This is a genomic window from Anditalea andensis (assembly GCF_000714815.1).
GTDB classification, from domain to species: domain Bacteria; phylum Bacteroidota; class Bacteroidia; order Cytophagales; family Cyclobacteriaceae; genus Anditalea; species Anditalea andensis.
Genome location: NZ_JMIH01000021.1, coordinates 39,586 through 52,608 on the forward strand (window position 1 = coordinate 39,586; position 13,023 = coordinate 52,608).

Sequence of the window (13,023 nt, forward strand, 5' to 3'; positions counted from 1 at the left end):
TTGAAGCAAAAGCTTCCTTATCAGATATAGATTATAGGCCAAAATTTACACCTAAAATAAAAGTCCTTGCCATGGGAAAAGTCCCTCTGTCTATACCGATCCCTATGGGATTTTGGCCAAAAGAATTGACTTCTGGGTCGAATCCAGAATAATTGGTAAAGGTGAATAGGTTTTGTGCCTGGGCATATATTCTGCAGGAACGTAGCCAGGTTACCCCGGTATTGGCCACAGGAAGCTGATATCCCAAAGTAATGTTTCTGACCCTCAGAAAAGAGGCATCTTCAATATGCCTATCAGAAAGAACAAAAGGTCTGGTCCGGGCACTTGGCCATTCGTTACTAGGGTTTTCAGGTGTCCATCTGTTCAGCACATCTCTTACATTATTCGTGGCGCCATCATTTCTATACAGCTCATGACTGTTGACATTCCATACATCATTCCCATAGGTGCCTTGGAGAAAGATGGATAGGTCAAAGTGCTTATAGGCAAGATTATTGGTCAGTCCATAAAAGAATTTAGGCTGTGGATTTCCTATGATCGTCCGGTCATTATTATTAATCACTCCGTCCCCGTTTACATCCACATACCTGATATCGCCAGGCCCTATTGACCCAAAGGAACTACTGCCAGGTATCACATCCTCTCCCTGCTGGTAAATGCCGTCAGTCACCATTCCAAAGAAACTGCCTACCGGAGCTCCTACCTGAAGAATGCTGGAATTGGATATCTGTAAGTGTCCGTCTCCGGTATCGGGTGCTAGCCGAAAAGATTCGCCGGGACCCAACTGTAAAATTTTGTTTCTGTTGAAGGTAATGTTGGCATTGGTGACCCAGCTAAATGCCCCGCTGAGGTTATTGCTGTTTATAGCTAGTTCTATTCCTTTGTTTTCCACGCTGCCTATATTCTGCAGTATAGTGGAAAAACCGCTGGATCGGGGCAGGTCTAATGGAAGCAATAAGTCTTGCGTCTTTTTATAATATGCTGCTGCTTCCAGAAACACCCTGTCTTCCCATACTCCTACTTCCAGACCCAGATTTACCTGATTTGTCTTTTCCCATCTTAAATCTGGATTTGGAATACGGCCCGGTGCCAGACCTATGGCTATCACACTGCCGAATGCATTTCTCTCTGTATTCAGTTGGGAAAGCGACTGATATAAACCTATTTCCTGATTTCCTGTCAACCCCCAGCTTCCCGTCACCTTTAAAGTACTGATGATGCTTTGAACCTTCAGGAAGGGTTCATTGCCAATATTATATCCAATGGCCGCTGAAGGAAAATAACCCCATTTGTTACCAGATCCAAATCTGGAAGAGCCGTCAGCCCTAAAGGTACCTGTGAATAAAAATTTATCAAACATGGTATAGTTCACCCGACCAAACCAGGAATCCAGTCTCCAGATGCTACGGCCTGAAAAAGGTGTTCCTACAATCTGCCCTAGGCCCAGATTATCGGAACCCAATGCATCTGTAGGAAAATTAGTAGCCTGAGCCCCTACAAAATCTACCATCTGGGACTGACTTTCATATCCAGCCAATAGGGTAAGGTTATGGTCTCTATTAATGATCTTATTATAGTTTAGCGTCAGGGTACCTACCGGACTGAAGACGTCCTTTTTCTCCACCAAAGCTGAACCGAAGGCATTTCGGCCCCTATTGTTGGTGCTGGGTGCATAAAAATCCCTTCTTCCTGCCTGATAATCCATACCTGCAGAGGCCCTGAATTTTAGATCTGAAACAATGTCCCATTCAAAATATACATTACCCAATACCCTATTGGTAACATTTTTATTCAACGTTTCCATGGCATCCTGCACAGGGTTTCCTACCTGCTGTGAGCCAGGAATGGCACTGTTATCAAATGTATAATTATTGTTCTCATCGAATACAGGCAGCGTAGGAGAGAAAACCAATGCGGCGTTTACCACCCCGCCTCTGGTCACATCAGTTACCTGCTGATTATTGGTCGCACGGGAAATAGTCAGTGAATTTCCTACAGTAACTCTGGGATTGATGGTTTTGTCCACATTTATCCGAAGTGACCCCCGAGTGAAACCAGAATTGAGAATGACCCCCTGCTGGTCGAAATAATTGCCAGAAATGGCATATCTGGTTTTTTTGTCACCTCCGGATATGGTTATTTGATGGTTTTGGATAGGTGCCTGCCGGAATACTTCATGCTGCCAATCGGTACTGTTACCCCTAAAACCGGCAATATCCTCTGCCGAAAAAATTTCCGGCTGACCCCGGTTTACTCTTGCTTCATTGGCTACAATGGCAAATTCTTCCGCATTCAACAAGGGAATGGTTCTGCTCACCTCCTGGATGCCATAATAACTTTCCACATCTATATTGGTCACTCCTGCCTGTCCTCTTTTAGTAGTGATGATGACCACACCATTAGCGCCTCTAGACCCATAGATGGCCGTAGCGGAAGCATCTTTCAGTATTTCCATTGATGCTATATCCCCGGGATTGATATTTGCCAGAGCGTTTTGAGATTGTCCACCTCCCGTAGCACCAGGAGAATAAGTGGCATTATTGGGGAAAATAGGAATGCCATCAATGACGTACAAAGGTTCATTGGATGCATTGATGGAATTGCCCCCGCGTATCCTTATGGATACACCACCCCCGGGAGCAGCGGATGCCTGTGTAACCTGTACGCCTGATGCCCTCCCCTGCAGTGCCTGATCCAGGGATGCCACAGCCACTTGTTTTATGTCTCTTTCACCTACAGATGATACTGATCCCGTGAGGTCAGACTTTCTTTGGACGCCATAACCCACTACGATGACTTCTCCCAGATCAGAAATTTGAGTCATTAATTGTACATTAATGCTGGTCTGGTTTCCGACCTCTACCTCTTTGGATATAAATCCTATGAAGGAGAAAACCAAAGTTCCACCTTCTGGCACATCTATACTATACCCTCCATCAAAATCAGCCACTGTGCCTGTGCTGGATCCTTTTAGCAATACTGATGTACCTGGAATGGGGTCCCCCATCTCATCCGTTATAGTACCCTTTACAGTTCTCTCCTGTCCAAACGATGGACATATTATCAATAGAAAGATCAGGGCTACGTTTAATAATAAGTAAAAGTTTTTCATCATGTTATCTGGGTTTTTGTTAAAGTTTATCTGATAATGATAAGAGGTACAAGACTTTAAGAAATCATCTGTTTTATAGTTAGAATAATAATAAACTATAAGGTTATATATATAAAATAGGGTTTATATATTTAAAAATACAATAAATAAAGAAGGAAAAATCACGGAATCGATTTCTAAATAGAATTACCTTCTGACTTTAATTTCTGTATAAAATTTATTAGATTATAGGGGTCATGGTGGAAATCCCTTTTGATTTTTCAGGGCATAAATGAGTATTAAATAATTTAAACTCCAACATGTATAGGGAGATACGTAAGCAGTACATGCATATGGAAGGTAATAGGCTTTTCTAGTTGATGCGGCCCGAAAAATAATTCTATAAAGCTAACCTTTGAATATTTGCTTACGCTAAACGGTCTTTTACATCAACCTGGACCATATAACCCTAAAAAACCTCATTCAACCCAAAGTAAAAAGCCCGCTGGTCACCATAGGCCAGATCCAGCCTGATATTTAACCCTTCATTATTAAGCCTGTACCGGAAACCAATGCCTCCGCCAAACCTGAACCTGTCCCATCCATAGGAGGATAAGCGGTCAGCCACCTGCCCGCCGCTTCCAAACAATACAAGACCTAAGTTTCGGTACAGTGGCAACCTGTACTCTACCTGATGGGCCATGCCCAACCTGTCCCTGTACCTGCCTTCAAAATATCCCCTCATCCTATCACTCCCTCCAAGGAGAGAAATGTGCTGAAAAGGAGGGTTGCCAGTGGTAAAGCTCCACCATGACTGTACTGCCAGCACTTGACTGTTCCAGGTGTTGAAATACCTTCGGAAATCCAATTGATATTGGTTAAATGTGAAATTGCTGCCCAGATAGGATTGGAAGGTCATCCATGATACCTGATGAAAGCTACCGTGTGATGGCTGAAAAATATTGTCCCGGGTATCATAATTCAGCAGTAACCCCAAACCTGAAAGCTGCTGCCCTTCACTGCCCGCTACCTGACGATTATCCAGGATGCCTCCTGGTTCTTTACGGTAAATATCATCGATCCTGAACTCGTATCGTGGACCAAGGTAAAGCGCAGGCGCTACCTGCCTTTCATAATTGAGGTGAAAATATGCATAGCGGGTAGCATAATACTCTTCATTATCACTGCTGAGTTCATTGCCAACCCCATAAAATTTGAAAGGATAGTCCGTCAATTCCAATCTGGCATTCACATATTCCCGGTTTTCCTTCATCCAAAGGTTAACTTCCCCACTGATGATCACCTGACGGTTGAAGGTATATAAAATCGTGATGGGAAGGGTACTCGGTCTAAGGACAGAGGACAGGGTGTCATTTTGATATCTAAAGACCTTAATCGCTCTCGCCCCCAGTCCCAGGCTGGTCTCGGGTGAATAGGTCAGTGCCGGAATAAAACTCCACTTATCCCCGCTTATGAAATCTATCACCCCATCAGCGGTGTCAAACATTTTTTCTACCAGCCCTCTTTTGTTTGACAGACCTTCATTCACATGCTGCTGGCCCAAAATTGGAAAAGCTAAAAAAAGCCCTAATAAAAGGATGATTACAGATTTTGCCACAGAAAGCAGGAGTTGTCCATATGATAGATCATCAAGGATACAAATCTAAGCTAATTATCGGTTATCATTTACAAACCCCTTTATTTCCTCAGCCTGTAGGTGACAGTTGTACCAACCACCCTCCATATAGGTACTGTACTTTTGATAAAAATTTATGGCTGGCTCATTCCAGTCCAGCACCTGCCACATCATACCTGTACAGTTTTCTTCAAGCGATTTTTTAAGCACCCTTTCAAATAGCATTTTACCTGCCCCCTGTCCGCGCTCTTTTTCCGTTACAATATAATCCTCCAGGTATAGCCTTTTGCCCTTCCAGGTGCTGTATCGGTAATAATAGATGGCTGTACCAATGATATCCCTGTTGTTTTTTTCCAAAACAAAAAACTGAAAGACTGGACTGGGACCAAACCCGTCTCTTTCCATCATTTCTAAAGTGTTGGTGACTTCTTCAGGTGCCTTTTCATACAGGGCCAATTCCTGAACCAGTTCAAAAACCTTCGGCAGGTCTTCTTTTATTCCTTCTCTGACAGTATACATAGTGGCTAAATTAAGCAAAAATAAGAAAAAATATAAAAGAGTTTTATATTTGGATTTTCATGTTGTGCCATTCAATTTTGACTATATGTTTCTCTCCATAGATGCCGGTAATTCCAATATCGTATTTGGTCTGTTTGACCCCAAAGAGCTGCTTTGGAAACATGAATTCAGAGTAGAAACGCGCTTCAATCTTCTAGAGCATGAACTGGAAGGTGCCATGCATTTATATTTTCTGGAAAACAACCTGCACAAGTCCCAAATCTCCCAAGTGGGTATCAGTTCTGTGGTGCCAGAAATAAATGCCCTGTTGGTTCAGTTTTGCCAGATGTACTTAAGGCTTTCTCCTTATCTGATCAGCGGAGAAAGCTATAGAAATCTCCAAATAAGTACTTCCAAACCAAATGAAATCGGATCTGACCTGATGGCCAATGCCGTAGCTGCCTATACTAAGTTCCAATGTGCCTGCATCATAGTAGATTTTGGCACCGCGCTGACCTTTACCGTCATTGATATCAAGGGTGAAATGAAAGGCGTAAACATAGTCCCTGGTATAAAGACTGCCATCAAAAGCCTCCATACCAATACCTCCAAACTTCCTGAAGTAAGCCTGGACTGGCCCGCTTCTGCCATCGGTAAGGATACGGTCCATTCCATTCAGGCTGGCATTCTTTACGGTTATGCTGGATTGGTAAAAGGAATGATAGAGAGCATTAAAGAAGAACTGCCCAATGAAAATTTTAAAATAGTAGCTACAGGAGGTCTTTCTTCGATCCTTGTAAACCTCAAGGAAAGATTTGATGAACTAGATAGAAACCTTACCCTAGAAGGCATAAGACAGATCACACTGCACAATAGGTCCGGTAAAAGCTTCCAATAAGTCCAAAATCAAAACTATGGGTTATGGTACAAGTTCCAACACTGAGCGGAAAGTAACGAACCTGCCTTCAAATTTCTCCCTTACTTCTTCCTGTAGTGCAGGGGCATGGTTTTCCTGGTAGTCATGAATCTTTTGGATATCTTCTGCAAAATACTGAACAGAATAATTTACTCCACCATCTTCTGATTCATGTAACAGTTTATAAAACTTATTATCAGTAAACAATCCCGTGGCCATTACATTGGGTATGTGTGTTGCTTTCATCCAGTTGATCCACTCCTCTTCCACCATCATATCGATGTTTACAGTAACATTATATAATATCATATCGGTTATAAATTTAATATATTTGCTTTAGTAGTGATAACAAAGATAGGAATAGTGTGTTATGGAAAGAATTTATTATAAAAAGTTTATCTGCATAAATATAGTATATGTTGACCCGTTCTGACCCTTCCTTACACCATACATTATCCTCCCACCCTACCACTTTTAAATTTATCCTCACCGTTTTTTACGTTGTAGGAATAATAGGAATGGCTATTCCCGGGGTAAGGCCATATTTCCAGCTGCTCACTCCTTTCCATCTGATCTTAAGCGTGGTGATACTGCTGATATTTCACCGGGACTGGAGCTATAAATTCATTGTTTTTGCCCTCGTGGCATTTTTGATCGGATTCGTAGCAGAGGCAGTAGGCGTACAGACCGGGCTGGTTTTTGGCGACTATTCTTATGGGACAGTACTTGGGCCAAAAATATGGGGAGCGCCTTTAATGATCGGTGTTAATTGGTTTTTACTGGTATATGTCTCCGGAGCCTTGTTCCATAATTATATAGCCAATGATTATCTCGCCGCCTTTATGGGTGCCCTGCTCATGGTATTCTTGGATTTTATCATAGAACCGGTGGCCATCAAGCTGGAGTTCTGGGCATGGGAACATGAAAATATACCTTTATCCAATTATATAGGATGGCTGGCGATAGCCTTTCCGATACAAATCGTGTACAGAAAAATGTCCTTTAGAAAAGACAATCCGCTGGCCGTATTTCTGCTGGTCTGTTTGGTAGCTTTTTTTGGAATTTTGTCTATTGTACTATAAGGCATTATTAAACATTTGATTTTTTGGCATGTTACAAAAAGTAAAATGAAATTAATGATGCTGACAATGAATGGTAACTGATGAATACTTAGGCAAATGAATGTGATTTTACTTTATATTTGATGTCTCAACAGTAAAAAACTCAAGGTGCCTAAGCTATAAACCTATGATGAATAAAGATTTATTTTTTAACAGGATAGTAAGCATTATAGCTTGAATAAAAAAATGTAATTCCAGAACTTATGCAATTTAAACCTTACTTAAAGTGAGTACATACTCCATCAAAGACTTAGAACAGTTATCTGGCATAAAAGCACATACCCTAAGGATATGGGAACAGCGGTATAAGCTATTAATGCCTAAGAGGACAGATACCAATATCCGCTATTATGAAGATCAAGACCTCAAGCTTATCTTAAATGTAGCACTGCTGAATGACAATGGCTATAAAATCAGTAAGATAGCCAAAATGAGTGTGGAGGAAATGCGGGAAGAGGTATATAGCCTCACCAAAAGGACTTTGACACATGAAGACCAGATTCATGCCCTCACCATCTGTATGATCGAAATGGATGAAGAGCGCTTTGACAAAATCCTTTCCACCAATATCCTTAAGATTGGATTTGAGCAGACGATGCTGCATATCATATACCCATTTTTGGCCAAAGTAGGCGTATTATGGCAGACAGGGGCCATCAATCCCGCCCATGAGCATTTTATCAGCAACCTGGTAAGACAAAAATTAATCGTGGCCATAGATGGACAGATGTACAGGGACAGGGGCCGGAAATTTCTGCTATTTCTTCCGGAAGGCGAACTGCATGAAATCGGATTACTCTTTGCTGCCTATCTTATCAAAGCCAAAGGCCATAAGGTGATATATTTGGGACAGAGTACGCCGTACGAAGACCTATTATCGGTATTTAAACTTCATACGCCGGATTTCTTACTTACGGTCATCACCACTTCTCCAAGCAGTGAACACATCCAGCAGTATGTTTCTTCGCTCAGTGAGCACTTTCCCCAGTCAAATATACTCCTTACCGGAAATCAGGTGATCGGTAAAGACTTAGACACACCGCCAAATGTAAAAATCCTCACTGCTTTTAAGCAGATCAAAGTGTTTTTGGAAGAAATGGAAACAGTAGGATAAATATTTTCTATCAAATTATTAAACAAAACCAGGAAAATACCAATTCCTGGTTTTTCATTTTATAGCCCTATATATACATTTAAGGCGTATAATAGCTATATATTTTCCTATTTTTTCTAGGTAAGATTATTTAATGAAAAAATAATATTAAAAAATTTTGCAAAGTCATTTGGTAGTCTGTTTAAACTTGTATACATTTGATTAAACAAAATATAAACCACATCGCTATGACAACTCTAGAATTTAGTTATTCGCTCCACAAAATGTCCCATGCGCTTAAACCTTTTGCTTTAAAACTCACCCGAGACATGGATGATGCCAATGATCTGCTTCAGGATACTTTTGTGAAGGCATATACCAACAAGGACAAATTTACGGATGGCACTAACCTGAAGGCCTGGCTATATACGATCATGAAAAACACTTTTATCACTAACTATCAAAGAATGGTCCGAAGGGGCACTTTTGTAGATGCTACTGATAACCTTCACTATATAAATTCGGGAAGCACACAGATAGAGAACGGAGCCTACGGAGAATTTGCCATGGAAGATATACAGTCAGCTATCAACGGGCTGGATGATGTATATAAGCTCCCATTTATGATGTATTTTAGAGGATTTAAATATCATGAAATAGCGGAAAAGTTAGAAATTCCAATAGGTACGGTAAAAAATAGAATTCATATCGCTAGAAAGATTTTAAAGGAAGATCTTTACATTTATAAAAATAAAAATTGATAAATGGAAAATACCAGAGTAGTTGTGATAGGAGCTGGTTTTGCTGGCATATCTGCCGCTACACATCTATCCCAACAAGGATATCAAGTAATACTATTAGAAAAAAACAGTACCCCCGGTGGAAGAGCTAGAAAGTTTGAAGCCGAGGGTTTTACTTTTGATATGGGTCCCAGCTGGTATTGGATGCCGGATGTTTTTGATGCGTACTTTTCTCATTTTGGTAAACAAACCAAGGACTATTATGATCTCATCAGGCTGGATCCATCCTACACGGTCATATTCGGTGAGGATGATTTTCTGGATATCCCTGCATCGCTCGCTGCATTTAAAAAAATGCTTAATGAAATAGAACCAGGGAGCGATGAGGCATTGGACCGTTTTCTTTCGCAGGCTGCGTATAAATATGAAGTGGGCATCAAGGATTTTGTTTACCGGCCAAACAGGTCCATTAAGGAATATGCCCAGCTTTCCCTTTTAAAAGATGTGATCAAACTGGATCTGCTTCAGTCGATGTCCAAACATGTGAGGAAATTTTTCAAATCAGATAAGATCATCCGTTTGATGGAATTTCCCGTGCTGTTTTTAGGCCAAACGGCTGAAAAAATACCGGCTCTTTACAGTATGATGAATTATGCTGATATAGCCTTGGGCACCTGGTACCCTATGGGGGGCATGTATAAAATTATAGATGGCATGGTCGCCCTGGCTAAAGAACATGGGGTTGAATTTAAATATAACGCTGAAGTAGACCATATCATGACAGAAAAAGGCAGGGCTACAGCAGTGCGGCTTAAAGACGGGTCTACTATATCCTGTGATATATTGATCGCGGGGGCAGATTACCAGCACGTGGACAGTACCCTGCTTAGTGCCGAAGACCGGAATTATTCAGCAGCATATTGGGATAAAAGAACAATGGCCCCTTCCAGTCTACTGTTCTATCTGGGCATCGATAAGAAACTAAATAACCTAAGGCATCACAACCTGTTTTTTGATGAGCCCCTGGGGCCCCATGCAGATGCGATATATGAAAATCCCAGATGGCCCGAAAAGCCACTATTTTATGTCTGTGCACCCTCAGTTACAGATGACGCTGTAGCACCTGAGGGCAAAGAAAATTTATTTGTACTGATTCCGTTAGCTCCCGGCTTAGAGGATACGGAAGCAATGCGGGAAAAATATTTCCATATAGTCATGGAAAGACTGGAAAAACTCACCAAACAGGATATACGCAAGCATATAGCATACAAAAGGGCGTATGCGCATAATGATTTCAAAGCGGACTACCATGCCTTCAAAGGCAACGCATACGGATTGGCCAATACTTTAAAACAAACAGCTATTTTAAAGCCTTCCTTGGTAAACAAAAAGTTAAAAAATATGTATTATACAGGCCAGCTTACCGTGCCTGGACCAGGTGTACCACCTTCCCTAATATCCGGACAAGTAGTCGCTACAGAAGTCATAAAAGACCATAAGTCCGGTGTAGCTTTTAAAACAGAATAGAATGGACGCAATAGCCCTATTTAACCAGACTGCCTTGGAATGCAGTAAGCTGATCACCAAGCGGTATAGCACCTCTTTCACACTTGGTATCCGTGCCCTGGACAAAAAGTATCATTTACCCATATACGGGATCTACGGATTTGTAAGATATGCTGATGAGATAGTGGATACTTTTCACGATTATGATAAAAAGTCACTTTTAAAGCATTTTCGAGAAGAAACCCAAAAAGCGATTGACGAGAAAATCAGCTTCAACCCTGTGCTGCATGCTTTCCAGCTCATCGTCAACCAGTATGCCATAGAATATGCGCTCATAGAAGCTTTTTTAGACAGCATGGAAATGGATCTGGAAAAAACCGACTATACCCCGGAAGGATACAGGAGGTATATATATGGATCTGCAGAGGTGGTAGGCCTGATGTGCCTGCGCGTCTTTTGTGAAGGAAATGATACCGTATACCAAAGCTTAAAAGAGCCGGCCTGTAAGCTTGGTTCGGCATTTCAAAAAGTGAATTTCCTAAGGGATATGAAAAGCGACTATGATGAAAGAGGTAGGACGTATTTTCCTGGACTGAACTATGAGAAGTTTAACCAAACGGTGAAAAGAGAGATAGAAGCTGATATTGCCATAGACTTTTCCGATGCCCTAGAAGGGATCAAAAAACTTCCAGCTGGGGCCAGATTGGGAGTATACCTGGCTTATAAATATTACTTAAAATTATTTATTAAAATCCGAAACCTGTCTCCGGAAACAATCGCTTCTACGCGTATACGCATACCAAATGCTATAAAACTGTCATTACTGCTCAAAACATATTGTGGGGTAAAATTAGGACTGGACTAAAAATGGAAAAATACCTGTATCTACTTTTAAACATCATGACCATCTCATTCCCTTTAATAAGGTCGTTTGAGCCTAAAATTCAGTATGCAAAAAAATGGCATGCCCTTCTGCCGGCCATAGCTATCACTGCTGTGTTTTTTCTGATCTGGGATTACTATTTTACCATCATAGGGGTATGGTCATTTAACCCTACCTACCTGACCGGTCTATATATAGGACCTCTGCCGATAGAAGAGTGGATGTTTTTTATCACGGTACCATTTGCCTGTATATTTATATATGAAGTGCTGAATTACTTTATTGAGAAAGACTTACTGGCAAAGGTCAGTACACCTCTTACTTATATCCTGATACTGGCATTTCTGGCTATAGGCTTGCTTCACCTAGACAAATGGTACACAGCAGTTAATTTTATTATAGCTGCGATAATGCTGGCCGCGCATTTTAAAATATATAAAAACCGGTTTTTGGGAAGGTTTTACATGGCTTATCTGGTTCACTTGATACCTTTTCTGCTCGTAAACGGAATACTCACCGGATCATTTATAGAGGAGCCTGTAGTACTTTATAACAATGCCGAAAACCTTGCCATAAGGATAGGAACGATTCCAGTAGAGGATATTGTTTATTCGATGACACTGCTCCTGATGAACATTACTTTATATGAAGGGTTCCTTAAAAGAAAAACGAACCCTCTAAACAAAAAGGCATATGCTTAATTTAAGTGTACATATCGATCAGCAATCCGGCTTTTGTTTCGGAGTGGTGTATGCCATAGAAATGGCAGAGGGTATACTGGACGAACAGGGATATCTATACTGTTTGGGGGATATCGTGCACAATGATGAAGAAGTCAATCGACTTACCAAAAAAGGGTTGAAGATCATAGAACATGAGGAGTTCAACCATCTTCAAGGGGAGAAGGTCATGATACGTGCCCATGGCGAACCGCCATCCACCTATCAAACTGCCCTTAAAAACAATATTACACTGATAGATGCCAGCTGTCCTGTGGTACTGAAGCTTCAGAACAGAGTGAAAAATTCATATGATAAATCAGAACATATATACATTTATGGCAAACATGGACATGCGGAGGTAAAAGGGCTACTAGGTCAGACAGGAAACAATGCGGTAGTATTTCAGGACATTTCCGAACTAGATATCTCGACGATACCCAAAAGCATTACCTTATACAGCCAGACGACCAAAAGTACTGACAAATTCTATGAGATCTACCAAATGCTCCAGGATAATGGCATAGTGGTAAATGCCCATGATACCATATGCCGGCAAGTATCCAACAGGGATAAAGAACTAAGGGAATTTGCTTCCAGATATGACAAAATCATTTTTGTGAGCGGAACAAAATCCTCCAACGGGAAGGTTCTATATCAGGTATGTAAAAATACCAACCCCTATACGCATTTTGTTTCCAATGTAGACCAACTGGATAAAAACTGGTTTGGGCCGGATGAAAGTATTGGCATATGCGGTGCTACCTCTACCCCTATGTGGCTGATGGAAGCCGTAAAGGAAAAATTATTGGCCTATTGA

General features: G+C 41.2%; 12 protein-coding genes. 8 read left to right on the top strand and 4 right to left on the bottom strand.

Annotated features, from left to right (window positions below; all coding sequences use genetic code 11):
- Positions 1-31 precede the first annotated feature (31 nt).
- The 3 genes from EL17_RS12015 to EL17_RS12025 all read right to left on the bottom strand — a co-directional run bounded on the left by EL17_RS12015 (position 32) and on the right by EL17_RS12025 (position 5,246).
- Positions 32-3,115 (bottom strand): SusC/RagA family TonB-linked outer membrane protein, encoded by a 3,084-nt coding sequence (locus EL17_RS12015; protein ID WP_051719970.1) that lies wholly within the window; start codon positions 3,113-3,115, stop codon positions 32-34.
- A gap of 445 nt (positions 3,116-3,560) precedes the next feature.
- On the bottom strand, positions 3,561-4,709 hold the full coding sequence (locus EL17_RS12020) for a BamA/TamA family outer membrane protein (protein WP_240485987.1): 1,149 nt from the start codon (positions 4,707-4,709) through the stop codon (positions 3,561-3,563).
- Positions 4,710-4,763: 54 nt separating this feature from the next.
- Positions 4,764-5,246 (bottom strand): GNAT family N-acetyltransferase, encoded by a 483-nt coding sequence (locus tag EL17_RS12025; RefSeq protein ID WP_035074285.1) that lies wholly within the window; start codon positions 5,244-5,246, stop codon positions 4,764-4,766.
- Between the two features lie 85 nt (positions 5,247-5,331).
- Between EL17_RS12025 and EL17_RS12030 the strand changes: the two genes are divergently transcribed.
- On the top strand, positions 5,332-6,123 hold the full coding sequence (locus EL17_RS12030; protein ID WP_035074624.1) for a type III pantothenate kinase: 792 nt from the start codon (positions 5,332-5,334) through the stop codon (positions 6,121-6,123).
- 21 nt (positions 6,124-6,144) lie between these two features.
- On the opposite strand, the gene EL17_RS12035 is transcribed toward EL17_RS12030, so the two are convergent.
- Positions 6,145-6,450, bottom strand: a complete 306-nt coding sequence (locus EL17_RS12035) for a DUF4286 family protein (RefSeq protein ID WP_035074286.1) — start codon at positions 6,448-6,450, stop codon at positions 6,145-6,147.
- 107 nt (positions 6,451-6,557) lie between these two features.
- Between EL17_RS12035 and EL17_RS12040 the strand changes: the two genes are divergently transcribed.
- The 7 genes from EL17_RS12040 to EL17_RS12070 all read left to right on the top strand — a co-directional run bounded on the left by EL17_RS12040 (position 6,558) and on the right by EL17_RS12070 (position 13,023).
- Positions 6,558-7,223 (top strand): carotenoid biosynthesis protein, encoded by a 666-nt coding sequence (locus tag EL17_RS12040; protein WP_051719971.1) that lies wholly within the window; start codon positions 6,558-6,560, stop codon positions 7,221-7,223.
- A 265-nt stretch (positions 7,224-7,488) separates the two neighbouring features.
- Positions 7,489-8,376 (top strand): MerR family transcriptional regulator, encoded by an 888-nt coding sequence (locus tag EL17_RS12045; protein ID WP_035074287.1) that lies wholly within the window; start codon positions 7,489-7,491, stop codon positions 8,374-8,376.
- Between the two features lie 227 nt (positions 8,377-8,603).
- Positions 8,604-9,116 carry an RNA polymerase sigma factor gene (locus EL17_RS12050; RefSeq protein ID WP_035074288.1) on the top strand — a complete coding sequence of 171 codons (513 nt, stop codon included), beginning with the start codon at positions 8,604-8,606 and terminating at the stop codon, positions 9,114-9,116.
- Positions 9,117-9,119: 3 nt separating this feature from the next.
- Complete coding sequence (locus tag EL17_RS12055) at positions 9,120-10,622, top strand: phytoene desaturase family protein (protein ID WP_035074289.1); 1,503 nt, start codon at positions 9,120-9,122, stop codon at positions 10,620-10,622.
- A 1-nt stretch (position 10,623) separates the two neighbouring features.
- On the top strand, positions 10,624-11,466 hold the full coding sequence (locus EL17_RS12060; protein WP_035074290.1) for a phytoene/squalene synthase family protein: 843 nt from the start codon (positions 10,624-10,626) through the stop codon (positions 11,464-11,466).
- A gap of 2 nt (positions 11,467-11,468) precedes the next feature.
- Positions 11,469-12,185, top strand: a complete 717-nt coding sequence (locus EL17_RS12065; protein ID WP_035074292.1) for a lycopene cyclase domain-containing protein — start codon at positions 11,469-11,471, stop codon at positions 12,183-12,185.
- Positions 12,178-13,023, top strand: coding sequence for a 4-hydroxy-3-methylbut-2-enyl diphosphate reductase (locus EL17_RS12070; RefSeq protein ID WP_035074294.1), 846 nt, complete (start codon positions 12,178-12,180; stop codon positions 13,021-13,023). Before EL17_RS12065 ends, EL17_RS12070 begins: the two co-directional genes overlap by 8 nt.